Here is a 25,550-nt window from a genome sequence, read left to right as displayed (position 1 = left end):
GTTTGCCCCTTTGGAAAATAAACCCGAGCGCCGCGTCTTGTCATGGGCTCGTCAACGTTTTTCTGAATAGAAGCCACATCCTATAGACCGGCGGCGGCGGCGTCCAAACAGTTATTTTTATTGAGTCATAAATCGCCACGCCATCCCGGCCCCAGCCATGAATATTCGCTTCCTCGAGACAGCCGTCTGGCTCGCGCACTACAGAAACTTCCGCCTCACGGGAGAGCGCCTGCACCTGACCCAGCCGGCAATATCCAGCCGTATCCAGCAGATCGAGCAGGAGTTGGGGTTTCGGATATTTGAAAGACAAGGGCGCGAAGTGACGTTGACGCCAAAGGGAGAGGCGTTCGTCGCCGACGCCCAAGAGGTCGTGCGCCGGTATGAAACCTTAATGAGTCGCCATCGCCCCGCCAAGAACCTCGATGGCCTGGTGCGCATGGGGTTGGCATCCAGCATGGCCCATCTGCTGCTGCCCGACATCATCCAGCAGCTACGTGAACAACACCCTGACGTCCGCCTCGAAGTCTTCACGGGCGACACCAACGACAAGCTGGCCATGTTGGCCGACGGCAGTATCGATATCTGCCTGATGGCCAACCATTTCAATGTAAAGGATCATCTGAAGATCCAGCCGCTGTGTAGCCTGGATATGGTGTGGGTCGCATCGCCCTCGCTGGTTTCGAGCTCGAACTACACCTATACGGCGGCCGATCTGAGCATGCTGCCCATCATTACCTACGCCGCCGGCACCCTTAACGCCTCACGTACGAACGCCTTCTTTGGCGCGCACATGCACGATATCCGCCAACTGATGACGTCCAATTCGTTGGGCACGTCGATTCATATGGCCATCAGAGGAATCGGCGCCGCCGTGTTGCCTGCAGCACTCGTGCAGTCAGAGCTTGCCGCTGGCAGCTTGGTCATGCTCAAAACCAGCCCCATATTTCCACCGACAGACTACGCCGCCGTGTGGCTGCAATCCTCGCGCAACCCTAATACCGAAGCGGTTGCATATCTCGCATCGGAGTCAGCGGGCCGATTAATGGCGCAGTTCAGCTCGGACCTCGTACGGGTGGTGTAGCGCGGCGGCCGCCTTGGCCTGGCCACACGACGGCCACAACGGCGCTAGACCAACCCCGACACCGTATTGGCAACAGCCAGCAGATAGGCATCTTCCCCAAACCCGCCAACAAGTTGCACCCCCAGCGGAAGGCCGGTAGGCCCGGTGCCGCAGGGGAACGACACGGTGGGTACATGCAGCATGGTCCACAACGCGCCAAAACGGGGATCGCCGGCTTCATTGTGGCCCGCCTCGGCCTCGCCGGCCGCGGCGGGGTACAGGATCGCATCGACGCCGCGCGTCAGGTGCGCGAACTGCTGCCGTCCCCGCTCTACCTGCTGTCGCAGCGACATATATTCTTCCATGCAGACAGTGTCGGCTGCCTCCAGCCGGCTTCGCAGGCGCGGGCTCAAATGCTCGCGACATGTCTCGTACTCGTAAGCCAGATTCTGGCGTGCCTCGAACATAAACAAGCGCGGCTGGCTCTCGGCAAGCAGCTCCAGCTCTTCAGGCAAACGGAGCTGCTCCACGCGCCCGCCCGCCATCTCGATGCGCGTAGCCAGTTTTTCGATCGCGTTATATGTGTCGGAAGAAATGTAATCCCATTGGCGCGAGCGGCACAGCGCGATCCGCGGCCTGGACACACCTTGCATGATAGGACGCGTACCGTGCAGGCCGAGCGTAAAGAATGCTACATCGGCCACATCGCGCGCGATGACGCCAATCGTATCCTGTGTATGGCTCAGCGTCTTCATGCCTGCGGCGCCGATCATACCGAAGCTGGGCTTGTAACCCACCACACCGCAATAAACGGCGGGCCGCACGATCGATCCGGTAGTCTGGGTGCCAAACGCCACCGGCACCATGCCAGCCGCCACAGCAGCGGCCGACCCGCTGGAGGATCCGCCGGGCGTATGTGTAGTGCGCAAGGGATTGCGCGCAAGGCTGGGCGTCTGTGTCGCAAACTCGCCGGTTGCCACCTTGCCCATGACCACCGCCCCCTGCCTCCGCGCCAGCCTGACGCATGCCGCGTCCAAACGTGGTTGATGCCCGGTGTAGATAGGCGAGCCGTAGGCGGTCGGATAATCGCTGGTATCGATGACATCCTTGACTGCAAATGGTACGCCAGCCAACAGGCCGTCGGGGCACGACCCCGCATCAACGCGTGCGGCTTCCGCCAGCACCTTGGACGGATCGATCGCGACAAAGGCCTTGACCTCGTCGTTGCATGCCTCGATGAGATCAAGGCGCGACTGCGCAACCGCTGTCGCCGTCGTTTCACCGTTTTTGATCGCGAGCGCCGTCTCCAGCGCCCCCAGCTCATTCAATTCCAGGTATGTCGTCATTCCAGTGAAATCCCCGCCTGCTTGATCAATGCCGCCCATTTGTTGTGTTCGCGTCGTACAAACGCATCGAACGCCTGGCTGGAACCGCCATCCGGCTCGGCACCAAGCGTCAGCAGCTTTTCCCGGGTTGCCGGTGCCCTCAGGATCTCCTGCACCGCGTTGTTCAAGCGCTCGATCACCACATCATCGGTGCCAGCCGGCGCGAATAGGCCAAACCAGCCTGATACGTCGTAACCGGTAAGACCAGACTCATCCATGGTGGGCACATCGGGCAGCAGCGTTGAACGCTTCGCCGTGGTCACCGCCAGGGCACGCAGCTTGCCTGACCGGATATGCGGCAGGCACAGCGGCACATTACAGAACATCATCTGGACGCGGCCGGGAAGCAAGTCGGCCAAGGCATCACCACCGCCTTTATAGGGCACATGCAGCATTTTGCCGCCGGCCATGCTTTTGAATAGTTCGCCCGACAAATGCATGCTGCCCCCATTACCTGTCGAGGCATACGACAGCTCGCGCTGGCGCACCACCTTGATCAGCCCCCGCACGTCCTGCGCATTGACATCAGGATGCACGACCAGCACATTTGCCGACTTTGCGATGTTGGTGATGGGCCGGAAATCCTTGAGCGGCTCAAAGCGCAGATTCTTGAACAGGCTTGGATTCACCGCGTTCGTGCTGGTGGGCCCCACCAGCAGTGTGTAGCCGTCGGGGTCTGCCCGAGCTGCCTCGGCAGCACCAATATTGCCGCTCGCGCCGGGCCTGTTCTGGACGATCACCGTACCACCCAGGCGCGCCGCAAGGCCATCTGCAACCACCCGAGCCAGCGTGTCCGTTGTACTGCCGGGGCCGAAAGGTACGATCAAGGTAATGGGGCGGGCCGGATAGGCGGCCTGCGCCTGCGCGACGGCCGCCGCGGCCAGCAGCACCGCAAGCAGGCAGGCACCGCCCAGCGCCCGAAAAGGGGCAAAACATCGACGCATGGCGCAGGCCTCCTTGGAACAATGATGCGATTCGTTCGCAACGGCGCATTGGCAAAGGTATGGATTCTGTGACAGCGTAACGGTGTTCGATATTGTCGTCCAATACTATTAAATAGACGTATTAATATCTATTTTGAACACAATAATAGTTGGAGACCGCCGTGTTTTTTCATTCTCGCGCGTTGCACGCTTTTCTGATCGTGGCCGAAGAGCTGCATTTCGGCAATGCCGCCAAGCGGCTCAACATAAGCCAACCACCGCTTAGCCAGATGATACGGCGCTTCGAAGCTGAACTCGGCGTAGCGCTTTTTACCCGGAGCACCCGTGCCGTACAGCTTACGCCGGCGGGCGAACTGCTTCAGCAATGGGCCAGGCGGCACAATGCGGACAGCCTTGAACTAATACGGCAGCTGCAGCGCGTCGCCGCCGGCGAAAGTGGGAAAGTGGAGTTGGGATTCAGCAGCTCCGTCGCCTACCGGCTGCTGCCCCGCCTGCTGGGTGCCGTACATGCCGCCAAGCCCGGGCTGGACGTCATCCTGCACGAAGGGCATTCACAAAGCCTGATCGAACACATCCACGATTCACGGCTTGATATCGCGTTGCTGCGCAGGCCCGCGGCAGCCAGCATCGAAGGCATGATCTTCAACCTGGTCGAACGCGAACCCTTTTATGTCGCGCTACCTGCGAGGCACCCCCTGGCACGCCGACCTACATTATCAGTGCATGACCTGCATGGGCAACCGTTCATCGACTATCAAGGCCACACCGCCATGTATTTCCGCGAACGCACGCACAGCCTGTTCGCGCACTACCAGGTTCACCCCACCATTGTTACCGAAAGCGCCATACCCACCGTACTCGCACTGGTGCTTGCCGGCGTGGGCCTGGCACTCGTGCCGGCTTCCGCGCAGGTGCTGTACAGCAAAGAAATCCAGTACCGGCCCCTCGCAGAGGACAGCCCGCTGTGCATGGTGGAGCTATTCAGCGTACGCAAGCAAGGCGAACCCCGCGCGGCCGTGCATGCGCTGGAAGCCTTGCTGCATGAGTGCGCCTTAGGGGCGTAGCGGAATGAGCTTAGTGGTTTCCTTTAACGCACCGTCTTTTCCGCAATCAAGGGCTGACCAGTTTGCTCCAGCAGAGGCCGCATTTCTTTGTAGCCCTGTGACAGTTTTTTCGCATAGCTATTTCCTGACAGCCAGACAGGGTCGATCCCCATATTGCTCAGGCTTGCAACCAGGTCCGCATCCTCGGCGGCCGCCTTCAGCGCCGCTTCAAGCCGTGCACGTATTGCGGTGGGGGTTCCCGCTGGCAGCGCGAGGCCCAGCCATGATTCAATCTTGATGTTGTAGCCCGCCTCGCCCATGGTAGGCATATCGGGGCGGTCGTGCCATCGATCAGGGCTAACCGAGGCAAGCAGCCTAACCTTCCCGGACTCAACGAACGGTTTGATCTCCGACGGGGTTTGAATTGTCGCGTCGACCTGTTTGGCAGCGACAGCGCTCACACTTTCCGTGCCTGATTTGTAGAGCACCTGTTCGAGCTTGGCACCCGAAGCACTGGCTAATTCGAAGAACGCTATGTTGTTGGGCGCCCCCGGCACACCAAAGAACAGCGGTTTGTCCGAGCGTTTGGCTGCCTCCACGAAGTCCTTGACCGAGTGGTATGGCGAGTCGGCCTGCACCGCAAAACCATATCGATATCGGCCAAACCCACCAATGAAGTCAAAATCCTTGGCAGTGTAGGGAACGTCGATAAGGTGCGGCGTAATAGCGATGGCCGAGTATGTAATTACCCCCAGGGTATAGCCGTCAGGCTTTTGCCTGGCCACAAAAGCCGGCCCCAGCGTGGCTTGCCCCCCAGGCTTATTGACCACCACGACCGACGTACCGATCTGTTTCTCGAGCGCCTTCGCGAGCAAGCGCGTTGCCACATCAGTAACGCCACCCGCACCATAGTTGACGACCACTTGGACTTCCTTGGACGGGAACTTTTCAGCGGATACCTGCGAGGCATAGGCGAAGCCGATGCCACAGAGTAAAGCGTTAAGTACCTTGAGCGTTTTCATTTATGTCTCCTCACTGTTTTCGTGAAATTCTTCGTATGCACAACGCTGCATGGATAAAACGTTTTCCGTGCAGGACCCTTACAGCACTAATTCATAAAAGACCCACCATTTACATCGATCGTTGCACCGGTAATAAACCCCGCGCCATCCGACGCTAAAAACGTCACCGTTTCGGCGATGTCTTGCGGCAGACCGAGCCGATTAACCGGGATCCGTTTGAGGTACTGTGCATTGGCTTCCTCCCCCGCTTCCGCCGCCATCGGCGTCATGATGCGGCCTGGCGCAACGCAGTTGACCGTAATGCCAAAGACCCCGACCTCTGCGGCCAGGGTGCGGGAGAACGCAATGATGCCCGCCTTCGATGCGGCGTAATGCGCACCCGCGATGGTCGACACCGTTCTGCCCGCTTGGGAAGACATATTGACGATTCTGCCCCACCTACTGGATTTCATCGACGGCAAGCACGCCTGAGCGCACAGGAATACACCGGTGAGATTCACATCAATGACCCGCCGCCACTCATCAACCGAAACGCTCGCGACCGTCGCACTCTTGCCATCGTGCTTGGGTGATATTCCGGCGTTATTGACCAGAATATCAATACGCCCGAATCGATCCAGCGACTGCCGCACCGCGTTGTCGACCTGCTCCTGGCTCGACACATCCGCCGCGATCGCCAATACACGAGTACCCGATTTATCGAGACGCGAAGCGGCTTGCTGCGCGTGCTCTAGGTCAACATCAAGCAGCACCAAATTGTTGCCCTCGGCATACAGTCGCTCAGCTACCGAAAAGCCTATGCCGCGTGCAGCGCCGGTAACGAACGCTGTTCTCGGCGTGGTCCTTTGTTGAATAGCATCCATGTTCTTATACCGTTGCAACAGGAGTTACAGGAGATCCGAAAGACCCTGGCAATCTGAGGGGCGGGCACGTCAACATGAAATGGTGCCGCTTGCTCTGGCGCAACCAGCGGGCAAGCGGTGTGAGATACCACAACTCGCCAAGATTGATACCAAGACGGAAGAGACACGCCTGGTGCAGGGGCAAACCTTCGCAACTGACACAGTCACCGTGATCGTAAGGGTATGCCTCAACCGCGAAATTATCCGCAATCAATACTGATATCCCGCTGTCGGCAATCCATTGCTTCAATGCCTCATCACGTCCATCCAGAACCGCGCAGCTATGATGCAGAACATAAGGGTCAGGCTTGCCCTGCATATCGACAAGCTTCTGCGCGAAGCCTGTGTGCAGGCACAACATGTCGCCCTCCTCGATAACGACACCATCCTTGTCGATAACCTGCTTCAGCAGATCCATACCCACAAGCGTACGGGCGTCGCCGAAATGCGCATGCAGGTCCAGCAACACGCCGCGACCCTGCACCCCGGTTTCCGCCATCTTTTCAATGCCCAGCCTCAACGCCACAGGCCCCTGCCTGTCATCCGGGCCAAGGATGTCCAGGCCACCGCGAAACCCGTTGTAATAGGTTGGCTGCGCATTACCGTTACCCATACCGTCGAAATGCTGGCCTACATGCGCAAGGGCATCCCACTGGGTTGAGTACTGCGTGAACAAGGTAACGGAATCATCGCATGAGCAGTCAACATAACGCGCATCTTCCAAATGCAAGGGGTAGTTGACGCTAGGCAAACCCTGCTTACGGATGGCCACGTGCCTGACTGGCGGTTTGCGATTTGGGTTCAGGTCTGTACCACCCGGCAGGTCCAGCGGCAAGCTCAGGCAAAATGCCTCCCCGGTTCGGATCTCCCTGGCTGCCTTGACCCGCTTGTCGGGCGTAATCAGGTTCAACCTTCCAATTTCATCATCAGGCCCGAAATCCCCCCAGTTCGAATTCTCAGGACGAACCTTCCAACGCTCCAGCATAAATGCCCCCTTTTGCTTGGTTTCCCTATCCAACCCTAATGCCGTTCAGATGTTCGTGCTATGGCATCACGGCACTACTCAGGCACTACTCAGGCGCCACTTAAGCATCACTTAGGCGTCACTTAGGCGTCACTTAAGCGTCACTTAGGCGCCCGCAGGCCGAAGTATCACCTTCGAAACTTCACGTTCCAAACAGCGCCGGAAACCCTCCTCCGCATCCTTGAGGTCAAGCTCGGCTGAAATCATTGGCCTCACAGACTCTGGCTCGTTAGCGATGCGTTGCGCGATCACCTCCCAGGATCGCCGACGCGACCCATGTGCGGCGCGCAACTGCTGCTGGTTGCGAACGAACATCGTCAAATCAAAGGAGACAGGCTGTGAGTGAATACCCGCGGTGACCAATACCCCACCCTTGCGCAGTACAGACAGACCGTCAGAGATGCTGGATGCGCGACCTGTGGCCTCTATCACAACATCAGCCAAGGCACCATCCATCAGCGCCAGCACGCCTTCCTTTAGCGAAGGCGTCGCTGCCAGATCAATGACGTCTGTCGCACCCATTGCCGCTGCGGTGCGCAGCCTGGCCTCGTCGTTCATGCCAACAGCAATGACACGCGTGGCGCCACGCCATCGCGCCGCGCGTATGATGGCCTGGCCAATCGTCCCTGGCCCCAGCACAATAACTGTGTCACCAGAGGCCACGCCACCAACCTCAGCTGCGTTGTCACCAACGCTCAAGGGTTCGATCAATGCGGCAAGGACAAGGTCGGTGCCAGTAGCGAGCTTGATACAACTTATGGCCGGCACATTCACGTACTGGCTGAAGGCGCCGTCACGTGTCAGCCCCACCGTCTTGCGGTCCATGCACAGGTGCGCGTTGCCGGCCAGGCAACGCGCACAACGCAGGCAACTACTGGTCGGCATGACGGCCACCCGATCCCCCATGGAAACACTGCCAACACCAGCGCCCATGGCCACGACCTTGCCGGAAAACTCGTGCCCCAGCGTCACAGGCAGCCGTGAGCGCATGAACTCGTAACCCGCGCTCCATTCGTACACATGGAGGTCCGAGCCGCAAATTCCCGCCGCATGAACCTTTATCGTCACTTCATCCACTTCCGGTGCAGCAGGCGCCGCCACGTTCTCGACACTGATGCCCGGAACAGGACCGATTTTCCTCACAGCAAGCATAGTTACTCCCCTGTTCCGCACCCTACGTTTTCAATGCCCGACATTTGCACGTTCTCCCCAGGCAGGAAGCGGAACAGTGATCTTCTTGGTCAGCCCGAAGGTCTCAGGAAAGATTGTCCTGATCTCCTGATCCTGCCATTGATCGATCATCGGGAACGCCCGGGTATTGTTTCCAGTGGCTGGATCAAATTTCACGCCCCATCCCACAATGGTCGACCCCACGGGCTTGTCCAACGCCAGCAGCGTCTCGCGCACCTTCTTCGGGTCGGTTCCGCCCGCGGCCGGCAAAACTTCCGACAGCACAACCCACATAGCGTTGAACCCCATCGCCGAGTGAGCCGAAGGCTTGCGATTGAACTTCTTCTCGTATTCGGCATGGAAGGTTTTGAATAGCGCAGCTGCTTCAGGCGTGAGGCCTTCGGCGCTGAAGTAAGCCGATGTGCCCGCATTAAAAATGCCGTTCACGTCATTACCCAGAGCCTTCGCAAAGTCAGGTATGTTATGCGCGCCGCCGTTCCCCACCAACGCCTTCAGATTGAGATTGGCTTCACGCGCCTGCCGCCAGAAGAGAATTCCGTCCGGCGTATAGGAGCAGGCGATCAGTATGTCAGGCTCGGCAGACTTCAGCCGTTGCACGATCGAGGAAAGGTCCGTCGTCTTGTAGCTGTACGCAGCCTGCGCAACGACCTGCGCGCCTTTTTCCTGCAACCATTTTCGCGCCCCTTCGGCCACCGCTGCGCCGTACGAACTGTCCTCGTTCATGATCGCAAAACGCACCTTTTCGAGCGGAATGCCCAATTGGGGCACAATTTTGTCTGTGGCATACTGCGCGCCGCCCTTCCCCAGCTCTGTTGCGGGGTAAATGAATCTGAACAGATTCTTGAATCCGCGCTTGGTGATATCGTCAGCCACAGCCCCCTGTTCGATATAGATGACGCCATTGCGTTCAGCAACCTGGCTCGCCGCAAACGAGATCGAACTCGCGTACGAGCCCAATATCACGTTAACCTTGTCGCGGGTAATGAGCCTATTGGCCTGCGACGTCGCCTCGTTGGAGCCAGGCACATCCGCGGTTGCGAACGTCACCTTCTCGCCGTTGACACCACCCTTTGCATTGATCAGATCACGCGCCAGTTCGAAGCCCATGTTGACGTCGTTACCCAGAGATGCCAAGGGCCCCGTCAACGGCAGCAGAACGCCGAGCTTGATTTCCGCCTGTGCGGGCGCTGCGGCGCACGCCATGGCGAGCCCCATGTAAAGCAGCACTTTCTTGTACATATATGTCTCCCTTGTTGTTGATGGCCCCTTATCGGGGTCTTGTGCAGCGGGGCTGTACTACATCCCCAGATAGGCCCTCTTTACTTCCGGGTTGTCGTTCAGGTCCTTGCTCGGGCCTTCCAGTGCAACCTTTCCATGATTGATTACATACCCTCTATCGGCCGCCTGGAACGCCAGCCTGACGTTCTGTTCGACCAGGATGATAGACGTTCCTAAACGGCGGATTTCCGCAATCGCCTCGTACACCTTCGAGACAATGACCGGCGCCAACCCCAGTGACACCTCGTCAATCAGGAGCAGGCGTGGCCGAGACATAAGGCCTCTTCCAATCGCACACATCTGCTGTTCGCCGCCGGATAACGTGCCGGCCAGTTGCCCCTCACGCTCCGCCAGTTTGGGAAACAGGCCATAGACGGTTTCGAGGGTTTCAAGCATCTTCGGGCGCGCATGCTGCGCATAGGCGCCTAGCTCTAGATTGGTGCGTACGCTGAGCCGCGGAAACAGGCGGCGCCCTTCCGGCACATAGACGACGCCACTCTCCACCGCACGGTGCGCCGGCATGGCAGACATATCTGTTCCGTCCAGCTTGATCACGCCCTGCTTGCCGTGATGCAGGCAGGCCAACGCCTTCAGTAACGTTGTCTTGCCTGCGCCGTTCGACCCCACAATCGCAACGATCTCGCCCTCGCATATGTTCAGATCCACCCCGAACAGAATGTCGGTGTCTCCGTAAGAGACATGCAGGCCACTGACTTCAAGCAAAGGCATACGCTTCCCCCAGGTATGCGCCGATCACATCCTTTTCACCCAATACCTGGCGGGGAGGCCCATCGGCGATCTTCTTTCCCTGGTCCAGAACAACGATACGATCCGCTACATTCAGCACGGCTTCGATGTTGTGCTCCACGAGCAGCACCGTCATGCCGCCTTCACGCAGCTTGCGTATCAGATCCAGCAGCCGGTGCACCTCTGGTTGATTCAGGCCCGCCATAACCTCATCCAGAAGAATCATGCTCGGCCGGGTTGCCAGCGCGCGGGCGATTTCGAGGCGCTTCTTACCACTGATGGTCAGCGTGGAAGCCGCATCGTTCTTTCTGTCTCCCAACCCCACAAGGTCTAGCACCTGCGCTGCGTTCCTGCCCGCTTCGTCTATAGACCGTGTTCTTGTTAGCGCACCAATCATCGCCGTTTCGAGTGCAGTCATGCTTGCAAACAGCTGGGGGATCTGAAACGTTCGTGCCAGGCCCAGTCGGCTGATCCGGGCACTGCCCAATCCAGATATGTGGCACCCATTGAATGTGATGGCGCCCTGATCTACGGGCAATACCCCTGCAATCAAGTTGAAGAGGGTTGTCTTGCCCGCACCGTTCGGTCCGATCAGCGCCACGATCTCGTTCTCGGCAACTCCCATGGACACATCGTTGACTGCGGTGAGACCACCAAAACGGCGGACGACATTGCGAACATCAAGCATGGCGTCGGCCTCCTACCGAGAATCTGCGCAGTTTGCGCCATACACCCATCACGCCTTCGGGAAGCACCATGACGATGACGATGAGGATCAGCGCATAGACCACCAGGTGCGCCCCGGCGCCGTATGGGCCCAGCCAGTCTTTGAGAAACTCCTGCAGCGGCAAAGTGACCACCGCGCCAATGAGCGGGCCGAAGATGGTACCGATGCCGCCGAGAATGGACATCAGCGCCACGTCGATGGATATGGTCAGGCTGAAAACCGTAGCCGGCTCGATGTAGAGCACATATTGCGCCATCAGCGTGCCCCCAATCGACGTCAGCCCCGCACTCAGCAAGAAGGCGATCAACTTGTAGCGGCGCAAGTCAATACCGACGGACTGCGCCGCTTCTTCGTTATCACGCAAGGCTCGCAGATAGAAACCTGTCCGGGTCCGCATAAGCATGTAGCAGATGGCCGAGCTGAGCAGCATGAATGCGCCGCCGAGCCACGCATAGCCACGGGTGTCGGCAAATATCATGTTGGCGAACGCGGGTTCGAAGTTGACGCTCAACCCATAGGGCAGATCCAGCCTGGCGCGGGCCCACAACAGCGTGATTCTGACGGTTTCTCCCATTGCAATTGTCGCCATGGCAAAGAACACGCCCCGCAACCTGAAAACCGGGTATGAAATCAGAAACGCGAGCAGAAGCGACAACAGTACGCCGAGGCACATGCCAAACCACGGTGAAACGCCAGCCATGGTGTAGAGCAGTGTGGACGCATAGGCACCGATGCCAAAGAAGGCCGTATGCCCCAGCGAAAACTGGCCCGCAAGGCCGCCCAGCAGATTCCATGCAGATGCCAGGCCAGCGTACAAAAATACCAGGAAGACCAGGTTGAGGAAGAACTTGTCATCCAGAAACAGCGGGACGGCAATCACTGCCCCGGCCAGCCCAGCTGCGGCGATGGCGTCCGCACGCTTCCAATCCAGCCAGGAACAGGTCATTTCAGCCCCTCCTTCTCCGCGCCTTTGATGCCGAACATCCCGCTGGGTAGGAACGCAAGCAGCAGTATCAACAGAACAAAGTAGGTGGCCTCTTTCAAGTCGGGCTCTATGTACCCCGCGATCGTTTCGATCACACCGAGCAGCAAGCCCCCTGCGACGGTGCCCGGCACATTACCCAGCCCGCCCAGCACGACGACCACAAAGGAGATCAGCACGAAGCTGGAGCCAACCGTGGGAAACGCATAGAAACTCGGCACCAGTACACATCCGGCAAGCGCGGTGAGGCCAATACCTATCGCAAAAGCCACGATCAACACCTTGTGAACATTGATCCCTACCAGCCGGGCGGCGGTCAGATCCTGAGACACTGCCTCGATGGCCTTGCCTATGTAGGTTTTCTTCAGGAACAACATGACCAGGGCCATGGCCGCCATCGCAAACAGAAACGACATGAGGCGGGTCGTGCTTATATATGCACCCATGAACGGGATGGAATCATTGCCAGCTGAAAACACCTGCACAGTAAGGTAATCGGCGGAGAAGGCCATCAACGCGAGATTCTGCAGCAGTATTGCGACGCCCAACGTTGCAAACACTTGGGTGAGCTCGGTTTTGTATATGGTGAATCGTATCAGCCCCAAATAGAACACCACACCGACCAGCGCCCCCAGCACGAACACTAGCACTGCGCCCCAGTATGGGTTGATACCGAAATACACGGAGAACCCATATGCTGCATACATCCCCAGCATTAGAAACTCCCCGTGGGCGAAGTTCACCACCTTGGCAACCCCAAAAATCAGGTTTAAACCCATTGCGGCCAGCGCGTAAATGCCGCCCAACAACAGACCCGATATCACCAACTGAAGCGTCGCTTGCATAGCCGCCCTCCTCTACCCCACAGGCTTCTGTCGCCCGTCAGTTGGCTTCGTACCAGGTTACGGGCGGGAACGCTTCCGGATCAGTGACCACGTCGATCACCGTAACGCGGCCGCTGCCAGCGGCTTCGTCCAGTGCGGGGCCAAGATCGGTGCAGTTTTCAACGCGCACACCAACCGCGCCGACTGCACGCGCAATCGCCGCATGGTCGACCGGCACAAATGCGCAGGCATCGGTAAACTCCCCAAACTTGATGTTTTCCGCGTGCTTCTGATAACCAAGAATTCCATTGTTGAGCACGACCAACACCACCGGCAGGCGCATGCGCACTGCCGTTTCGAGCTCCGCCCAGGCGTGTGCAAAACCGCCATCGCCCACCACACAAAAGACCGTAGCATCCGGTTCGGCGACCTTCGCCCCCAACGCCATGGGCAGTCCCCATCCCAGCCCCGCCAAGCCGCGTGGTGTGATGAAACGCATGCCGGCCCGACGCGATTGCAAATAGTTCGCGATCCAAATGGAGGAGTAACTCGCGTCTGCCACCACGATAGAGTTGGCTGTGAGGCGGCGATCGATCTCGGCCATGACGCGTTCTGGTCGAATCGGCGACGCATTGCTCCCTGTCAAGTCGGCGGCTTCCTTGCGATGCGCGGCTTTACCATCGGCGATCTGCTGCTCAACCAATGCGCGGGCGGACGCTCTCGTCGCCAGGTTGGTGTCCCTGAGTGCCGCAATTAGCCGTTCAAGCGTCACGCGGGCATCGCCTGTCAGACGCACCTCTGCCTCATAGTTGCGCCCGATTTCCTGCGGATCGATGTCGATGTGAATGTACCGGGCATTGCGCGGATAAAGAGCCCATGAATCCGTGCCGTTCTGGTTTGTTCGATTGCCCACGAGGACGACAACATCGGCATCGGTGATAAGCGGCTTCAAGTGCCGGGTGCTGCCGTTATGTCCCATAAAGTATGACGCCACGCCCACTGAAAGTGGATGTTGCTCATCCACGGAACCTTTGCCCATCACCGTGGTAGCAACCGGCAGATGCGCGAGTTCTTGCAGTTGCGCCAATGTTTCCGCCGCGCCCGACAAATGCACCCCGCCCCCCGCAATCACAAGGGGGCGTTGCGCGCTTGCAAGCAAGTCGGCAGCCTGCTTGATGCTTGCCTCATCAGGGGCTGCTCTGTCGAGGGGATATCGACCCAACGCCTTCTTGCGTACATTTTTGGCCGTCGTGGGCTCCTGCAGCAGAAGATCCGCCGGAAGCAGTAGCGCCACAGGCCCAGGGCGACCCGAGGTTGCCGCAGTGATGGCCATATCGACATAATCATCGATGCGATTGGGATCAATGACACGGCGCACCCATTTCGTCACAGGCCGGAACATGGACTCATGATCCAGCTCTTGAAACGCATTGCGATCTGTCTGGTCGCGGTTCACATCCTGAACCAGGGCCACGAGTGGAATAGACGCCTTAAGCGCCTCACCCATGGGTGCCACCAGCAAGGCCGCAGCCGGGCCGTTCTGGGCCGTCACCACCCCCACCTTGCCGCTTATGCGCGCATAAGCATCCGCCATGTAGCCGCCGGTGTTTTCTTGCCGGTAAGCAACTTGTTTAATACCAAACTTCTTGCCAGCCAAGTGTATGAGCGAGGGAAGGCTTTGGCCGAACATGTGCGTGACTTCATGCCGGGCCAGACTCTCCGCGATCCGGTGAGCAACGCTGTGCGGATAGAGCAGGCCTCGGGATTGAAGCGCTATTTCGGCGGCGGGGGAACGCATACTTGTCTCCTGATCTAAGTGGTTTTTCGTATATTCTATAAAATATATAATTCTGTCAACCAAGACATGCATGGAGTAGAATCTGGGCAAAGCAAACGAGGCATATTTTGTCGACTTCCGTACAGCACTCCCTGCCAGCGCCTGTTGAAGGGCGAATCACCCACCTCAGCCTTTCCGCCACCGTCTATCAAACTGTGCGCGAATGGCTTTCAGGAGGTGAGCTGCTGCCGGGACAAAAACTGACGGGGCGCGTTCTGGCTGAGCGGCTTGGCGTCAGCCAAACCCCCGTACGCGAAGCAATGCTGCAACTCGTGGCCGAACGTGCACTCAATATGAATCCGAACCGGTCCGTCACGGTGCCCATGCTGGATCGTGAGAAGTTCATTGAGCTACGTGATATGCGTGTAGCACTCGAGGGCTTGGCTGCCCGCTGCGCTGTGCAGCGCTGTGTCGAAACCGGATTGGGCGCAGAGCAGATCGGCGCCATCGCCGTGCTCCACCGTCAGATGATGGCCGCCAAGAAGCGCCGGGATTATCGTACAACCCTGAGGCTGAACCGTGCCATCCACTTTTCCGTGTACGAACTCAGCGGGCGCCACGAACTCGTTGCCACGATACAGTCACTCTGGGCCAGAACCGGGCCCTATCTGAATTTTCTGTACGAGAAAGCAGGCCCCGCCGCCAACGGGGCACACCCCCACGAATCCCTGCTAGATGCATTAACACAGGGCGACCCAGACATGGCAGAAGCTGCAATTCGCCACGACATCCTAGACGGCGGAAGAGCAATACTGGATGCGTTGCCCTCTGCGGAAGAGGGATAAGGGTCGATCATAGCCGGCACACAGCGCTAGTTGCCGAAAGGGGCATCGTGTCGGTTTCAAGGCATTTCTTGCCGTCGCACGTACATTCAGCTTCAATCACGCCGCGGAACTCATCCATCTTTCGCAGCCGGCCTTGAGCGCAAATATCCGCCGGCTGGAATAAATCATCGGCGCGCGCATGAGGGAAATCGTGGCCGGCAAGCACGGACAGCTTGGGATTGCCGTAGCGCCGTCAACCGCCACCCACGCATTGCCCGGCATCCTGATGCACTACAAGGCAGCATACCCCGACACCTTACTGGACAATATGCATCAGCCGGCCCAAGACACGAACAAGCCCGCCGGCAGCAGCAGCGTTTGTGCAGATGTGCAAGGAGCACGGGGAGGCGGTCACGGGACGATAGCTCTGCTACATGGCGTGCAACGGGAGAAAGCGTATGCCCTAGACCAAGCTACCTGTCCCTCCGCGCGAGCGGACTGCCACTGTACCCGTGCGCAGCCCAAGACTATTATTCTCATCCATGAAAGACAAAAACCCACCCAAACGAACCGCCTTCAAGTTCTTCCTGTCCCTGGGCACGCGATGGATGGACAACGACGTATACGGGCACGTGAACAATGTCACCTACTACTCGTACTTCGATACGGTGGTGAATCGCTATCTGGTCGATAACGGGCTGCTGGATATCGCGCGCAGCCAAGTCATTGGCTTGGTGGTCGAGACCGGCTGCCGGTATTTCTCATCAGTGGCCTTTCCGGACACGCTGGATATCGGCCTGAAGGTTGCACATCTGGGCAACAGCAGCGTGCGATATGAGATCGGGGTGTTCAAACAAGGCGAAGAGGCGGCGGCAGCGTGCGGGCATTTTGTGCACGTATACGTCGACCGCGAAACCCGAAAGCCTACGCCGCTGCCCGCAGCGCTCAGGGAGACGCTGGGGAGAATTATGCTGGTGGATGCGCCGCTGTAAAGCCTTGCAGGCGTTCGTGTGGCAACTCAACAATTACAGAAGACAGATACAACCTGTTCCGGTGACTGGGTAATGCTTTTATTCAGGCTAGCCCGCCCGTCTGTCAGAAACTTCACAGCGTGGATCAATAGAACGCTCTGCCAATTCTGTTTCGCGATAACGGTCTAATCTCGAAAGAATCGGATCTCTCGGCATGCAAACGACTTGAACAGATGGACAGTATCGATATCCCTATGGAACATTTTGTTCGCAACTTGTCCCATTGACGATACATGTTGATAACCATAGAGTGGCAGGCATGTCTACGCACTTGCCACTACCAAAGTACCACCACATCTACCTCCTGCTTAAAGAGCAGGTGGAAGAGGGGCACTATGAAGACGGGTTGCCGGGTGAGCTTGATCTGACCGGGCAGTTCCGCGTTGCTCGCGTGACCATCCGTAAAGCCTTGGAACAGTTGGCGGTGGAAGGCATTATTGAGCGCGGACGCGGCAAAGTCACGCGGCCGAGCCCAAAATACCGCAAGGGGCATGCCGCTCGATCCATACAGAATGGCAGCGGCTTTCTAACAAACGTCGTAACCGCTACGCGCAATACCACCGTACGTGTGATCGAGTGCGGCTACGTGTGCGCCTCGCATGCTGTTGCGGACGCGCTGGCGCTGAGCCCAAATGATCAGGTCAAGAAGATAGTACGGGTACGCAGCATCAGCCAAGGGCCTCGTTCGTTCATCATCACTTACCTGCCACCCGTCTTGGGTGAACACATTGATGCAGACGCATTACGCGACCACACCGTCATGGGTTTGCTGGAAAAGGCAGGTGTCCAGATCGGCGTGGTGCGGCAAACCCTATCGGCCCGTTTGGCTGATTCCATCGTGGCTCCGTTGCTGGAGGTCAGCGTTGGGGCAGCCCTGTTGACCGCTCGTCGCATCGTATTCGATCAGAACGATCGGCCTGTCATGTTGCTGTATGGGCAATTCCGCCCAGATCGCTATCAGTACGACATGCTGCTATCCGGCGCGCAGGATGGGGAAACAATAATATGGGTTGCGGGCGCCGAGTCCGTGACGCAACTAGAAGAATCTTCCAACAGCTTTCCTTCAACTGACAAAAAACCATGAGTCACATCATCGATTTTCGCCTGCGCCCACCCGTGCAGGGCTATCTCCAAACCGCGATATGGAATGAACAAGGTTATACGCATTTCAATGCCATACAAGGAGTGCCAGTTGCAGATTCCGTGAGGTCGTACTCCGTTGACCTCATGTTCGAAGAGATGGATCGTGCAGGAATCGCCGCAGGTGTCATGAACGGCCGCCAATGCACGGATTTTCGCGGCGAAGTGAGCAACGCAGACATGGCAGATGTATGCGCCAAGTATCCTGGTCGCTTCTACGCCCTGGCAGGTGCCAATCCATTCCGGGGCCAAGCCAGCGTGCAGGAGGCGGAAACCTTCATTCGAGAGTATGGCTTCAAAGGCATAGCGCTTGATCCTGGCGGATACGAGGAACAGATGTTTGCGGACGATCAGCGGCTGTTCCCATTTTACGAACTTTGCCTGAAGCATGATTTCCCAGCGGTATTGACGCTGGGCCCGATGGGCGGAGCAGGCGTGCATTTCGGCGGCCCCCTGCAGGTCGATAGGCTTGCGGCGAAGTTTCCCGAGTTGAAAATCGTGGTATCGCACGGATGCTGGCCCTATGTCACTGAAATGTGTGGCGTAGCGGCACGCAGGCCGAACGTATACCTCATGCCGGATATGTATCACGTGGGTATGCCAGGGCATCAGGACTATACGGAGGCAGCCCGAAACATCGCACGGCGACGATTCGTGTTTGCTTCGGCCTACCCGAGCAGACCCTTGGAGATTGCCGTGCGGGGCTACCAGAGCCTCGGGTTGCCGGAGGAGGTGCTTGAGGAAATATTCCGGTCGACCGCTGCGCGGCTGATGAAGCTCGATATTTGAACACAATAGGCGGCGCCAAAAGCCGCTGGTATTGATGCCTACAAGGGGAAACATATGAAACGGAACCCGTCGCGATTCGTGTGTGCGTGGCTTGCAGCGCAGTTCGCGTCATTGCTTGTCGTGCTGAATATAGGTGCCGTACAGGCAGTGCAGGCGGCTCCCGCGCCACTGGTGAAGATCGTGGTGCCATTCACGCCAGCAGGCGTGACCGACATGGTTGCGCGAGTGCTCGCTGAAAAACTTGCTCAACGATGGCAGCGACCCGTCATCGTTGAAAACAAGCCGGGAGCCGGCGGAAACATTGGCGCTGAGTTCGTATCTCGGGCGCCAGCCGATGGCTCGGTGTTTTTGCTTGCAGGCACATCTATTGTCATCAATGCAGCGCTGCAGGAGCATGTCCCGTATCAGTTAATGAAGACACTGGAGCCCGTTTCCTTACTGGCCGAACTGCCGTTCTTGGTGGTGGTTTCTCCCACCGTGCCCGTTGACAGCATAGCGGGCCTGATTGCGCATGCTAAAGCCCACCCGGGCGAGCTGAACTTCGGATCTGGAGGCCTGGGGACCAGTCCACACATGGCAGGTGAGCTGTTCAAGCAAACCACAAAAACCGACATTGTGCACATCCCGTTCAGGGGCGCTGGCCCGGCGACAGCGGAGCTTGTGGCGGGACGAATTCAGGTGATGATTGATTCGGCCCAAGGACTGATTCCTCTGGTAGAGAGCGGGAAGCTCCGGGCTTTAGCCACACCGAGCGACAAGCGGATCGGACGACTGCCGAGTATTCCGACCATGATCGAAGCAGGTGTTCACGGTTTTCACGTCAGCTCATGGCTTTCGCTCTGGGCGCCGGGCGGAACCCCTCGAAGCGTCATCGATAACATGAGCCAGGACATCGCTTCAGTACTGCAGGACTCAGAGGTGCGCAAGCTATTGGATCAACAGGTAATCGAGCCAGTAGGCAGCACGCCACAGGAGTTTCACAAATTTGTGGAAACGGAACTTGCGAAGTGGAACCAAGTAATTCGGCAAGGCGCGATTACCGTGCACTGACAACATAGCGAAATGGGGTAGCTGAGCTTCGGACAGCCACACCGGAATGTAATGAAGCGGGAGCGATCGATGGAGTTATCGAGCAAGACAGCACGTGAGATATGGTACGAAGTCAAGGCAAACCCTCACCGCGCGCGGTTCGGGTTTGGCCAGAAGGCCGCACTCATCAATATCGACTTTCAAAATGCCTACACGCGGGTGGACGAGTTTCATAGCGCGTATGAAACGGATCCTGGGCAGATCAATTATGTGAATGCGCTGGCGCGTGGCTTTCGCGCATTGAATTGGCCTGTGGTGTGGACCTATGTTGCCTATTTGCCTTCCGGAGAAGACGCGGGTGTATGGGGAACTCGAACTAACACCCCCGACTCTTTGCAGAACATAAAGGTGGGAAGCCGACGCGCGGAGTTTGACAGTCGCGCTGAAATTGATCGGCACCAGGATATCATTTACAACAAACGTATGGCATCGGCATTCTTCGAGACACCACTACAGTCGCTGCTTACCTGGCACAAAGTCGACACGCTGGTTGTAACTGGAGGCTCCACGTCGGGTTGCGTGAGAGCGACGGTCATCGATTCGCTGTCGCGCGGCTATCGAACGATCGTGCCCGAACAATGCGTAGCTGATAAACATGAAAGCCCGCACTTTGCCAACCTTGCTGACATGATGCTGAAGTATGCGGATGTCCTCGATATTGCCGAGGTTCTAGCATGGCTGGAAGGGAAGGTCCGATGAAAAGCGATCCGGGCTATTACGATTACTGGCCCTACGAAGGGCGCCCTCGCATCGTCTGGCCAAAGAAGGCGAGAGTGGCATTTTGGGTGGCACCGAATATCGAGTTCTATGAGCTAGATCCCCCGTCCAATTCATATCGGGCGCCATGGCCCCATGCGGCACCGTATGTGCCCGGGTACTCCCTGCGGGATTACGGAAACCGAGTGGGTCATCAGCGACAAATGCAGTTGCTGCACAAATATGGGATACGCGGATCAGTCTCACTATCGGCGGCGCTATGCGAGCACCATCCCGAGATCGTCGCAATGTGCCGCGAGCGCGAGTGGGAATTCTTCACGCATGGGATCTACAACACCCGCTATACATATGGGCTCTCGGAAGCACAGGAGCGGAACATGATTCAGGAGTCTATGGACATTATCGAGCGCCATGTCGGCCAGAGGCCTGTGGGGTATCTCGCGCCTGCGCTGTCACACAGCGAAGTCACGATCGATTTGTTTGCCGAGCTCGGCGGTCTCTATACATGCGATCTATTCCATGATGATCAACCCACGCCCATCCACACACGCAGCGGAAAACCCTTTATCTCCGTGCCCTACTCGCTGGAGATGAACGACACGATAGCGTTGACCGTCTCCCGATTGGAACCACGGCGCTACGGCCAGATTCTAAAGGATTGCTTCGATCGTCTGTATCAGGAGGGCGCAGAGTCGGGCACCGTTATGTGTATTCCAACCCACAATTATCAAGTGAGTTGCCCACATCGGATCAAGGCGTTTGAAGAAGCGCTTGAATATATTACCGGCCATCCTGACGTCTGGATTACGACGGGGCGCGAGATTGCTGAATATTATCTTCAGCATCACTACGGCGACAGTTCGCGGGCTATTTCCAAAGTGCCCCAAGGAGTTCTCTGATGACTCAGAGCAAGGGGATCCGACAACACCCATCGCGCCAATATGGCATGGATCATGACCGCTACAAATGGTCGATGCTTGCAGACCGACCGAAGGTCGCGTGGCCAGACGGAAAAATGCTTGCATTGTGGGTCAATGTGTCATTGCAATGCTACCCTCTAAATCCGGCGCTCAAACCGGTGGCTGTCTCCGGCAATATGACGATGCCGTATCCAGATCTGCGGCATTTCAGTCTGCGCGACTATGGCAACCGGGTCGGTGTTTTCCGCATACTCCGGGCCTGCGATCGCTATGGCATACAACCCACCTTCGCAATAAACGGGCAGATGGCGCAGCGCTATCCGCGTTTACTAACCGAGATCGTCGACAGGCGTGCCGAGGTGATTGCGCATTCCTGGAATATGGACACACCCCATGCGACCGGCCTGGATGAAGCAGTCGAAAAAGATGTGATACGACGCACCATCGATGCGTTGCGCAATCACGGCGCCCACGTACGCGGATGGCTGTCACCTGGTCGTTTTGAAAGTTGGAAAACGCCAGATTTTATTCGAGCGGAAGGCATTGAGTATTTCTGCGATTGGGTCAATGATGACATGCCCTACCGCTTTCATACGAGTGCTGGTGAGTTATGGGCGATGCCGCTGTCCGCGGAGCTTGAGGACAAGACAGTCATCATGGACAACCTGCACTCGGAAGTCTCTTGGGGACAGCAGGTGATCGATGCAGCCGATATGCTGATTGAAGAGGCGCGCAGGCAGGGAGGGAGAATCCTTTCGCTGTCGTTACACCCATGGTTAATGGGACAGCCGCACCGGATCAAGCATCTGGAGCACGTGCTCGAGAATCTTACAGGGCGCCAAGAAGTATACAGCGCGACCGCATCGAGCCTCATCAAAGATTTTGTCGCTAACCCGATGATGGCCCGCAACCAGCACGGCTAGCCATACCAGACTTGAATCCAGGGAGAAAGCAATGGCGCGCACGCTCAAGCTCAAACACATCGTTTTAGGCATGCTATTAACGACGTCAATGTTGCCGTGTATCACATTGGCAGATGAGTTCCCTAGCCGGCCCGTACTGATCGTGGATGCGTTTCCTGCGGGCGGAGCCACCGACAGTGCAGCGCGCGTGATGGCGCAAGGCATGGCTCCGCTTCTTGGGCAGGCTGTTGTGGTGCAGAATCGTCCCGGCGTCGGGGGTAATCTCGGCGCAGACTATGTCGCTCGATCCGCACCGGATGGCCATACCTTATTGCTGGGATCCAGCGGGCCGCTGACGACAAGCCCGTCACTCTACAGCAAGCTCAACTATGACATCGGCACCGATCTTGTGCCGGTAAGCGGTGTCGCATCGACGGGTTTCGTCGTGACATCCAGTCTATACAAGACGCTGGATGAGTTGATAAGGCAGGCGCGCACTGCGGGAGGCAGGACATTCTATGGCACCGGCGGCATCGGCACAGGCGCCCATCTTTGTATAGAGTTGCTCGCCAAGCGCGCTGGCGTAAGCTTTACCCATGTTCCGTATAAGGGTGGATCACAGCTTATGAGCGCGCTAGTGGCGGGCGAAGTCGCGCTTAGCTGCTCGACAACGACTGCCGTAATCGGGCAGATCAACGCGGGTACCTTGCACGCGCTTGCTGTGACCACGCCGCAGCGGCTCGCCGCACTTCCCGATGTTCCCACCCTGGCGGAATCGGGCTTCCCCGGTTTCGACATTACCTCTAGGCTCATGCTGTTGGCCCCCGCCGGAACGCCGCGTGAGGTTCTGAAGCGTTTGCGTCACGACGCCGGCATTACCCTTCGCACGGACGGCGTCATTTCGAGCCTCGCCGCGCAGGGGCTCACACCTGATAACAGTTCCCCAGAGACGCTTGCGGCATATTTGGCGGAAGAGCGAACCCGTATGGCACAGGTGATAAAAGGCGCCAATATTCAGATGCAATAAAGAGAGAGAAGAAATGTATATCGTTGATTTCCGCTGCCGCCCTCCCACGCCAGAGTTCAATGCGTATTTTCGAAAGGATTTTGTTTCCAGCCTGCAAGCGCGCAGCGGCGCAAAGCCCTCACCTGCGTTCATGGCGGACTCGGTAGATCTGTTCATTAAAGAAATGGATGAGGCCGGCATTTCAGTAGGCGTTGCAATGGGCCGCAATAGTCCAGCTGTGAACATGGGTACATTACATTTTCCCGCTGGCGTACTGTCCAATCACCATATCTGCGAACTTCAGAGTACGTACAAAGACAGAATCGTAGGTTTTGCGGGCATCGACGTCTCGAACGTGTTGCACAACGCTATTGATGAAATCGACGAGTTCGTCGGCCGCAGAGGCCTGAAAGGGATATTCATCGAACCCTGCCGGGCGCTTCCTGGGCACCCTGATGATGAACGCCTGGACAAAATTTACGCAAAATGCATAGAGCTGGATTGTCCAGTGGCGATCATGTCAGGCCCGCTTGCGGGCGCAGATGTCAGCTATGCCGACCCCACGCCTATTGACCGTGTGGCCACAAAGTTCCCAAATCTAAAGATCATTATCGTGCATGGTGCGTGGCCTGAGGTAATGAAAACGGTGGCCATTGCAATGAAGCATCCTAACGTCTACGTATCGCCCGACTCCATGCAGTTTCGTCCCGGGACTGCCCCCTATATCGAGGCGGCTAACTCCTTTATGAAAGATCAGTACTTATTCGGCACGGCTTATCCTTTGCGCAACCTCAAGGCCACTGTTGAGGATTTCGCCCAACTTCCGTTCAGGCCCGAATCGCTCGCCCGCGCATTTGGCCAGAATGCCAAGCGGCTGCTCAACATCTAGCGGCAATTTTTTGGGGCAGCAATGGTGACTATCAGCGCAGCCCGCCCCTATAGTTCGGGCGTAGCCCCGCCATACAAAGAACACACGTGGTTGTGACACTTCCTGTATGGCTGGCGATACAAGGCAGGCTGCACTCACTCAAGCCAATTGATGTGATCCCGGGGGTAATTGGTCAGTGTACGATTGCCGGTTTCCAGCGTAGCAACCATGTCACCAATGGCGGCGCCTCCCAGTTCTGGCACGAACAGATTCGGATGCAGTTCAAATAACATGCCCGGCTGCGCAGCAAACGATTGAGGTTGCGCTCCGCCGTCATACGCTTGCGGGAACGAAAGGCTGGCTATGGGATCTTCATATGAATGCCCCAGGCCGTGCCCATGGCGAAACCGGAAGATTTGGCCGCTCAATGCTGGATAATCGCCCATGATGACGTCTTCTGCCGCCTGATGAACCGATGCCAGATCCGCGCCAGGGATTAGTTGTTGCTTCATGGCCTCCCACATCTTTTGGGCGGAAACGAAAACAGTGTCCTGATTTCTTGTAGCGCGGCCCATCGTTCCGCTTCGGATAGCATGCCCCCAGTGTCCATCGAGCATCAGATAGATGCCCAGCAATACCTGATCGCCCGGCTGTGGCGTTCGCTCGCACTCATCGTTGAAGAAACGGCAATAATCCGCTTGGGGGCCAACAGTCAGCCAGGTCATGCAGTACTCCGCACCGGCATAGCGCGCGGTACGTTCCAGTTCCGCCTGTAGTTGAAAGCTGGGCCGCGGTGTCTTGATTTCCTGGCGCAATGTTTCAAACATCCGGTCGCATAGTGCCGCGGCGGCTTGGTGCCGCCCCAACTGTGCATCCGTTTTTATCAATCGTTGCCGATCTACAAACCCTTCCAAGTTCACAAGTTCTAGGCCTGGCACTTTATCATTGAAGGCATTCCATGCAGCGGCAGGCATCTCGCCAAAGCCGATGACGCCAATTGATCCCGTGGGCCGCGATATATCTGCGCATAGACGTCCCAGGTAAGCGCCGGTGTCTGCGGCTTTTATGAATCGGGTGTCTTCTATCCAGAAATAGCGGTCGGCGCGGAATTTAAGAAAGATGCCCGCAACAAGAAGAACCGGGGACTTGCCAGGCGTCAGAATCAGCACAGAGTCATTCTGGTATCCGTTCCAGTCGCACAGGTACCGCATATAACCGTGGCTTTTAGTCGCAGGCCCGAGGTTACTCCCCTTGCCGTAGACAATGACCAGATCAAGCCCTCGATCCACACATTCCGATTCAAGGATGGCGATGCGTTCACGCAAATGGCCAGGGGGACAGCACTTCGTGGGTGTCAT

Annotated in this window: 25 protein-coding genes and 1 pseudogene; 13 read left to right on the top strand and 13 right to left on the bottom strand. The window is 57.5% G+C overall.

Annotated elements, in window-relative coordinates:
• The first annotated feature begins 157 nt into the window (after positions 1-157).
• Positions 158-1,081, top strand: a complete 924-nt coding sequence (locus LOL23_RS07890; RefSeq protein WP_160980188.1) for a LysR family transcriptional regulator — start codon at positions 158-160, stop codon at positions 1,079-1,081.
• A 44-nt stretch (positions 1,082-1,125) separates the two neighbouring features.
• On the opposite strand, the gene LOL23_RS07885 is transcribed toward LOL23_RS07890, so the two are convergent.
• Positions 1,126-2,406: an amidase gene (locus LOL23_RS07885; RefSeq protein WP_237173437.1), complete on the bottom strand. Its 1,281-nt coding sequence runs from the start codon at positions 2,404-2,406 to the stop codon at positions 1,126-1,128.
• Positions 2,403-3,389 (bottom strand): Bug family tripartite tricarboxylate transporter substrate binding protein, encoded by a 987-nt coding sequence (locus LOL23_RS07880; RefSeq protein ID WP_237173436.1) that lies wholly within the window; start codon positions 3,387-3,389, stop codon positions 2,403-2,405. Before LOL23_RS07880 ends, LOL23_RS07885 begins: the two co-directional genes overlap by 4 nt.
• A 161-nt stretch (positions 3,390-3,550) precedes the next feature.
• Between LOL23_RS07880 and LOL23_RS07875 the strand changes: the two genes are divergently transcribed.
• Positions 3,551-4,453, top strand: a complete 903-nt coding sequence (locus tag LOL23_RS07875) for a LysR substrate-binding domain-containing protein (protein ID WP_160980182.1) — start codon at positions 3,551-3,553, stop codon at positions 4,451-4,453.
• Between the two features lie 23 nt (positions 4,454-4,476).
• Here LOL23_RS07875 and LOL23_RS07870 read toward each other — a convergent pair whose 3' ends face one another.
• From LOL23_RS07870 to LOL23_RS07825, 10 genes are all read right to left on the bottom strand, one after another.
• Positions 4,477-5,454 (bottom strand): tripartite tricarboxylate transporter substrate binding protein, encoded by a 978-nt coding sequence (locus LOL23_RS07870; protein WP_160980180.1) that lies wholly within the window; start codon positions 5,452-5,454, stop codon positions 4,477-4,479.
• Positions 5,455-5,540: 86 nt separating this feature from the next.
• Positions 5,541-6,317, bottom strand: coding sequence for an SDR family oxidoreductase (locus tag LOL23_RS07865; RefSeq protein ID WP_237173435.1), 777 nt, complete (start codon positions 6,315-6,317; stop codon positions 5,541-5,543).
• Positions 6,318-6,321: 4 nt separating this feature from the next.
• Complete coding sequence (locus LOL23_RS07860; RefSeq protein ID WP_160980176.1) at positions 6,322-7,341, bottom strand: cyclase family protein; 1,020 nt, start codon at positions 7,339-7,341, stop codon at positions 6,322-6,324.
• A gap of 144 nt (positions 7,342-7,485) precedes the next feature.
• Positions 7,486-8,532, bottom strand: coding sequence for a zinc-dependent alcohol dehydrogenase (locus tag LOL23_RS07855; RefSeq protein WP_160980174.1), 1,047 nt, complete (start codon positions 8,530-8,532; stop codon positions 7,486-7,488).
• Positions 8,533-8,562: 30 nt separating this feature from the next.
• Positions 8,563-9,810, bottom strand: a complete 1,248-nt coding sequence (locus tag LOL23_RS07850; RefSeq protein ID WP_160980172.1) for an ABC transporter substrate-binding protein — start codon at positions 9,808-9,810, stop codon at positions 8,563-8,565.
• A gap of 57 nt (positions 9,811-9,867) precedes the next feature.
• The gene (locus LOL23_RS07845; RefSeq protein ID WP_160980170.1) at positions 9,868-10,578 is read right to left on the bottom strand and encodes an ABC transporter ATP-binding protein; all 711 of its coding nucleotides are present in this window, start codon (positions 10,576-10,578) and stop codon (positions 9,868-9,870) included.
• Positions 10,565-11,284 (bottom strand): ABC transporter ATP-binding protein, encoded by a 720-nt coding sequence (locus tag LOL23_RS07840; RefSeq protein WP_160980168.1) that lies wholly within the window; start codon positions 11,282-11,284, stop codon positions 10,565-10,567. Before LOL23_RS07840 ends, LOL23_RS07845 begins: the two co-directional genes overlap by 14 nt.
• Positions 11,277-12,269 (bottom strand): branched-chain amino acid ABC transporter permease, encoded by a 993-nt coding sequence (locus LOL23_RS07835; RefSeq protein ID WP_160980166.1) that lies wholly within the window; start codon positions 12,267-12,269, stop codon positions 11,277-11,279. Before LOL23_RS07835 ends, LOL23_RS07840 begins: the two co-directional genes overlap by 8 nt.
• A complete protein-coding gene (locus LOL23_RS07830) occupies positions 12,266-13,150 on the bottom strand; it encodes a branched-chain amino acid ABC transporter permease (RefSeq protein ID WP_160980164.1) in 885 nt (294 codons plus the stop codon). The genes LOL23_RS07835 and LOL23_RS07830 overlap by 4 nt, the downstream gene beginning before the upstream one ends.
• A 37-nt stretch (positions 13,151-13,187) precedes the next feature.
• Entirely contained in the window at positions 13,188-14,927 is a 1,740-nt protein-coding gene (locus LOL23_RS07825; protein ID WP_160980162.1) for an acetolactate synthase catalytic subunit, read from the bottom strand.
• Between the two features lie 107 nt (positions 14,928-15,034).
• Here LOL23_RS07825 and LOL23_RS07820 point away from each other — a divergent pair, with 107 nt between their 5' ends.
• The 11 genes and pseudogenes from LOL23_RS07820 (at position 15,035) to LOL23_RS07775 (ending at position 24,213) form a co-directional block, all read left to right on the top strand.
• Entirely contained in the window at positions 15,035-15,751 is a 717-nt protein-coding gene (locus LOL23_RS07820; RefSeq protein ID WP_160980160.1) for a GntR family transcriptional regulator, read from the top strand.
• Positions 15,752-15,818: 67 nt separating this feature from the next.
• A pseudogene (locus tag LOL23_RS18970) lies at positions 15,819-15,914 on the top strand (helix-turn-helix domain-containing protein); the annotation flags it as partial.
• 358 nt (positions 15,915-16,272) lie between these two features.
• Positions 16,273-16,722: an acyl-CoA thioesterase gene (locus LOL23_RS07815; RefSeq protein WP_160980158.1), complete on the top strand. Its 450-nt coding sequence runs from the start codon at positions 16,273-16,275 to the stop codon at positions 16,720-16,722.
• A gap of 298 nt (positions 16,723-17,020) precedes the next feature.
• Positions 17,021-17,845, top strand: a complete 825-nt coding sequence (locus LOL23_RS07810) for a GntR family transcriptional regulator (RefSeq protein WP_237173434.1) — start codon at positions 17,021-17,023, stop codon at positions 17,843-17,845.
• 143 nt (positions 17,846-17,988) lie between these two features.
• Positions 17,989-18,690: an amidohydrolase family protein gene (locus LOL23_RS07805; protein ID WP_237173433.1), complete on the top strand. Its 702-nt coding sequence runs from the start codon at positions 17,989-17,991 to the stop codon at positions 18,688-18,690.
• Positions 18,691-18,744: 54 nt separating this feature from the next.
• The gene (locus LOL23_RS07800; RefSeq protein WP_237173432.1) at positions 18,745-19,740 is read left to right on the top strand and encodes a tripartite tricarboxylate transporter substrate binding protein; all 996 of its coding nucleotides are present in this window, start codon (positions 18,745-18,747) and stop codon (positions 19,738-19,740) included.
• Positions 19,741-19,809: 69 nt separating this feature from the next.
• Positions 19,810-20,478: an isochorismatase family protein gene (locus LOL23_RS07795; RefSeq protein WP_237173431.1), complete on the top strand. Its 669-nt coding sequence runs from the start codon at positions 19,810-19,812 to the stop codon at positions 20,476-20,478.
• Entirely contained in the window at positions 20,454-21,395 is a 942-nt protein-coding gene (locus tag LOL23_RS07790; protein WP_369414104.1) for a polysaccharide deacetylase family protein, read from the top strand. The genes LOL23_RS07795 and LOL23_RS07790 overlap by 25 nt, the downstream gene beginning before the upstream one ends.
• Positions 21,395-22,339, top strand: a complete 945-nt coding sequence (locus LOL23_RS07785) for a polysaccharide deacetylase family protein (protein ID WP_237173429.1) — start codon at positions 21,395-21,397, stop codon at positions 22,337-22,339. The genes LOL23_RS07790 and LOL23_RS07785 overlap by 1 nt, the downstream gene beginning before the upstream one ends.
• A 31-nt stretch (positions 22,340-22,370) precedes the next feature.
• The gene (locus LOL23_RS07780; protein ID WP_237173428.1) at positions 22,371-23,345 is read left to right on the top strand and encodes a Bug family tripartite tricarboxylate transporter substrate binding protein; all 975 of its coding nucleotides are present in this window, start codon (positions 22,371-22,373) and stop codon (positions 23,343-23,345) included.
• Positions 23,346-23,358: 13 nt separating this feature from the next.
• Positions 23,359-24,213: an amidohydrolase family protein gene (locus tag LOL23_RS07775; protein WP_237173427.1), complete on the top strand. Its 855-nt coding sequence runs from the start codon at positions 23,359-23,361 to the stop codon at positions 24,211-24,213.
• Positions 24,214-24,347: 134 nt separating this feature from the next.
• Here LOL23_RS07775 and LOL23_RS07770 read toward each other — a convergent pair whose 3' ends face one another.
• Positions 24,348-25,550 (bottom strand): M24 family metallopeptidase, encoded by a 1,203-nt coding sequence (locus tag LOL23_RS07770; RefSeq protein ID WP_237173426.1) that lies wholly within the window; start codon positions 25,548-25,550, stop codon positions 24,348-24,350.

This window comes from Paracandidimonas lactea (assembly GCF_021653995.1).
In the GTDB taxonomy this organism is placed as follows: Bacteria; Pseudomonadota; Gammaproteobacteria; order Burkholderiales; family Burkholderiaceae_B; genus Allopusillimonas; species Allopusillimonas lactea.
The sequence above is the reverse complement of the archived record's forward strand: the minus strand, read 5'-3'. Positions and strand labels throughout refer to the sequence as shown.

Coding starts and splice junctions, on each gene's coding strand:
- LOL23_RS07785 (WP_237173429.1), top strand. CDS start 21,395: ATGACTCAGAGCAAGGGGATCCGACAACACCCATCGCGCCAATATGGC.
- LOL23_RS07825 (WP_160980162.1), bottom strand. CDS start 14,927: ATGCGTTCCCCCGCCGCCGAAATAGCGCTTCAATCCCGAGGCCTGCTC.
- LOL23_RS07840 (WP_160980168.1), bottom strand. CDS start 11,284: ATGCTTGATGTTCGCAATGTCGTCCGCCGTTTTGGTGGTCTCACCGCA.
- LOL23_RS07830 (WP_160980164.1), bottom strand. CDS start 13,150: ATGCAAGCGACGCTTCAGTTGGTGATATCGGGTCTGTTGTTGGGCGGC.
- LOL23_RS07870 (WP_160980180.1), bottom strand. CDS start 5,454: ATGAAAACGCTCAAGGTACTTAACGCTTTACTCTGTGGCATCGGCTTC.
- LOL23_RS07805 (WP_237173433.1), top strand. CDS start 17,989: ATGTTCGAAGAGATGGATCGTGCAGGAATCGCCGCAGGTGTCATGAAC.
- LOL23_RS07835 (WP_160980166.1), bottom strand. CDS start 12,269: ATGACCTGTTCCTGGCTGGATTGGAAGCGTGCGGACGCCATCGCCGCA.
- LOL23_RS07855 (WP_160980174.1), bottom strand. CDS start 8,532: ATGCTTGCTGTGAGGAAAATCGGTCCTGTTCCGGGCATCAGTGTCGAG.
- LOL23_RS07795 (WP_237173431.1), top strand. CDS start 19,810: ATGGAGTTATCGAGCAAGACAGCACGTGAGATATGGTACGAAGTCAAG.
- LOL23_RS07815 (WP_160980158.1), top strand. CDS start 16,273: ATGAAAGACAAAAACCCACCCAAACGAACCGCCTTCAAGTTCTTCCTG.
- LOL23_RS07890 (WP_160980188.1), top strand. CDS start 158: ATGAATATTCGCTTCCTCGAGACAGCCGTCTGGCTCGCGCACTACAGA.
- LOL23_RS07865 (WP_237173435.1), bottom strand. CDS start 6,317: ATGGATGCTATTCAACAAAGGACCACGCCGAGAACAGCGTTCGTTACC.
- LOL23_RS07790 (WP_369414104.1), top strand. CDS start 20,454: ATGGCTGGAAGGGAAGGTCCGATGAAAAGCGATCCGGGCTATTACGAT.
- LOL23_RS07775 (WP_237173427.1), top strand. CDS start 23,359: ATGTATATCGTTGATTTCCGCTGCCGCCCTCCCACGCCAGAGTTCAAT.
- LOL23_RS07800 (WP_237173432.1), top strand. CDS start 18,745: ATGAAACGGAACCCGTCGCGATTCGTGTGTGCGTGGCTTGCAGCGCAG.
- LOL23_RS07845 (WP_160980170.1), bottom strand. CDS start 10,578: ATGCCTTTGCTTGAAGTCAGTGGCCTGCATGTCTCTTACGGAGACACC.
- LOL23_RS07880 (WP_237173436.1), bottom strand. CDS start 3,389: ATGCGTCGATGTTTTGCCCCTTTTCGGGCGCTGGGCGGTGCCTGCCTG.
- LOL23_RS07770 (WP_237173426.1), bottom strand. CDS start 25,550: ATGACACCCACGAAGTGCTGTCCCCCTGGCCATTTGCGTGAACGCATC.
- LOL23_RS07780 (WP_237173428.1), top strand. CDS start 22,371: ATGGCGCGCACGCTCAAGCTCAAACACATCGTTTTAGGCATGCTATTA.
- LOL23_RS07810 (WP_237173434.1), top strand. CDS start 17,021: ATGTCTACGCACTTGCCACTACCAAAGTACCACCACATCTACCTCCTG.
- LOL23_RS07850 (WP_160980172.1), bottom strand. CDS start 9,810: ATGTACAAGAAAGTGCTGCTTTACATGGGGCTCGCCATGGCGTGCGCC.
- LOL23_RS07885 (WP_237173437.1), bottom strand. CDS start 2,406: ATGACGACATACCTGGAATTGAATGAGCTGGGGGCGCTGGAGACGGCG.
- LOL23_RS07860 (WP_160980176.1), bottom strand. CDS start 7,341: ATGCTGGAGCGTTGGAAGGTTCGTCCTGAGAATTCGAACTGGGGGGAT.